1 protein-coding gene is annotated in these 2,664 nt (G+C 36.7%); it reads left to right on the top strand.

Translation table 11 applies throughout. The features are described from left to right. The first annotated feature begins 785 nt into the window (after window positions 1–785). Window positions 786–2,561, top strand: coding sequence for a group II intron reverse transcriptase/maturase (gene ltrA / locus WMO65_RS25935; RefSeq protein WP_009896985.1), 1,776 nt, complete (start codon window positions 786–788; stop codon window positions 2,559–2,561). Window positions 2,562–2,664: the final 103 nt, after the last annotated feature.

Genomic DNA, 2,664 nt, shown 5'->3' with positions numbered 1-2,664 from the left:
TGTGTGAAACGTTCCTAGCTGAAAAGGCTAGGCAGACAGCAAGTGCTGTTTAGAACTATTACTTTGAGAAATCAAATGAGTGGGTAACGCCACAAAGGGTTTCCTCTAATACTCCGACATGCGGGAAAAGTTGATATTAACATGAACCGTATGAAGCTCGGTGAAGTCGGTTGAAAGTGACCGTAAAGCATTATCAAATGCTACGAAATCTGCTCAGAGGTGGGCGGTGTCACCCATAGACCGGGAGTCTATAAAATACTCATGGATAGAATGGGTTCGCAAAACTATTGGCGAGACGAACCTGACGAATCTCCGAATGTACGGGTCTATAACCCTAATGCACAGAAATGTGTATGCCACGTGCGTGGTGTCAGTGCGGACGAGTAAGATTAGTTGTTATGAAAATCCGTTTATTGTTAAAGGCAGTAACAAGCTGACAGGCTCAAAGGAGAATCCTAAAAGTATATGTAAAGATAAAAGTAATGGAACGTTGGAAGCTGCCAACATGGAGAAAATATCTTCTATGAAGTGGTTGAAAGGAAATCTTTTGTGAAAATAGCAGAAGTATAACTTTATTTATGGCAGTGAAAGCGGTGACATGGTACTGATGAAGCGTCTAACAAACGTGGAGGGACGGTCACTAGTCTATGAAAGATGTATCATTCATTCTTCTTAGTAAGTTGTTAGAATAAGGTTCTGGTGAGACTAAAAAGGGCAAACCTCAATTAAGGAGGAGCCAACTTATTAAAAAGACAAACAAACTAAGGTACGCTGAGTATTATGATATGCAGTCTAAATTAGACCAATTATATATGCAAAGCAAGAATGGAAATAACTTTTATAAGCTGACAAAGCTTATGGAAAGTGAAGAAAATATCCGATTAGCCTATCGGAATATAAAGAAGAACATGGGCAGTCATACTGCTGGTGTTGATGGAAAAACAATAGCTGACATCGAAGATTTGACAGTTGAGGAAGTTGTAACAAAAATACGGGAAATGTTCAAATGGTATGAACCTGAAAAAGTCCGAAGAGTGTATATCCCTAAACCTGATGGACGGAAACGACCGTTAGGCATTCCCGCTATATGGGACAGGTTATTCCAACAATGTATTCTTCAGATTTTAGAACCTATATGTGAAGCAAAATTTCATCCACACAGTTACGGATTCCGACCAAACAGAAGTGCTCATCATGCAATAGCAAGAGCAAATCATTTTATGAATAATAAAGGGAACGGATACCATTATTGTGTTGATATGGACATTAAAGGATTTTTTGATAATGTAAATCATGGAAAATTGCTAAAACAAATGTGGACAATGGGAATACGAGAAAAGAAACTGCTTTCCATAATTTCCACTTTATTAAAAGCAGAAATTATCGGAGAGGGTAAGCCGATAAAAGGAACACCGCAAGGCGGTATATTAAGTCCGTTATTGGCAAATATTGTGTTGAATGAACTTGACTGGTGGATTAGCAATCAGTGGGAAACAATCAAAACTATAAGAGAATATACAACACATAAGGGTGCAAGAAGAGCCTTGATGAGACAAAGGAAGAATCTAAAACATTGCTATATGGTTCGTTATGCCGATGATTTTAAAATCTTCTGTCGAGATTATCCGAGTGCATTGAGATTGTATCATGCTACGCAAGATTTTATTGAAAGAAGATTGAAATTGGAAATCAGTCCCGAAAAATCAAAAATAGTCAATCTTAGAAAACAGCGAAGTGAATTTCTGGGTTTTACTATGTATGTAAGACCAAAAAGAAATGGTTATGTGGCTTATAGTCACATGAGTGACAAGGCAATCAGACATGCACATGATAAACTAAAACAATCTATTAAAAGGATTGCAAAGGAACAATCACGTGACGCAGTGTGGAAATATAATACGGTAGTAATGGGAATCCATAATTACTATGAAGTAGCCACGCACGTAAACAGAGATTTAGCCCATATGAGTCAACACCTTACAAAATCTTTATACAACAGGCTGAGAAGAGATTGGAGACCAGCGAGTAAAGCAGATTTATCCATAACACTTTTAAAACGTTATGGCAGGTATAATCCAAAATGGTATAAAGCTCACGATATGATTATCATTCCTATATACACATGGAAACACAGGTATGCGATACAATTCAATCAAAATATCTGTCCATATACAAAAGAAGGAAGAGCCTTGATACACAATAATCTAAAAGCGGTGAGCAGGGAAGTTCTTATACACATACAGAGATATTATTGTGATTATCGTTCTATTGAATATAACGATAATCGTATCTCAAAATTTATTTCTCAATATGGAAAATGTGCAATCAGTGGCGAAGAATTAACGTTGAGGGATTGGGAGTGTCATCATAAAGTTCCCTTGAAATATGGTGGAACAGACAAATATAACAATCTTATTATTATGATACTACCATTTCATAAAGCAATTCATAAAAGGGATAGAAAAGAACTTGACAATCTAATGGAGAAGTATCAGTTATCAGAACAAAAAAGGAAGTTATGTATAGAATTACATGAACTGGCTAATCAATCAGAAAAATAGATACATTGGAGTAGATGGCACGCCGTATGAGGTGAAAGTCTCATGTACGGTGTAGAGTGGGGGAAAATTCGGAGATAATATCAAAGAATTACCTATCACTATT

This window comes from Blautia caccae (assembly GCF_040095955.1).
GTDB classification, from domain to species: Bacteria; Bacillota; Clostridia; order Lachnospirales; family Lachnospiraceae; genus Blautia; species Blautia celeris.
The sequence above is the reverse complement of the archived record's forward strand: the minus strand, read 5'-3'. Positions and strand labels throughout refer to the sequence as shown.

Coding starts and splice junctions, on each gene's coding strand:
- ltrA (WP_009896985.1), top strand. CDS start 786: ATGCAGTCTAAATTAGACCAATTATATATGCAAAGCAAGAATGGAAAT.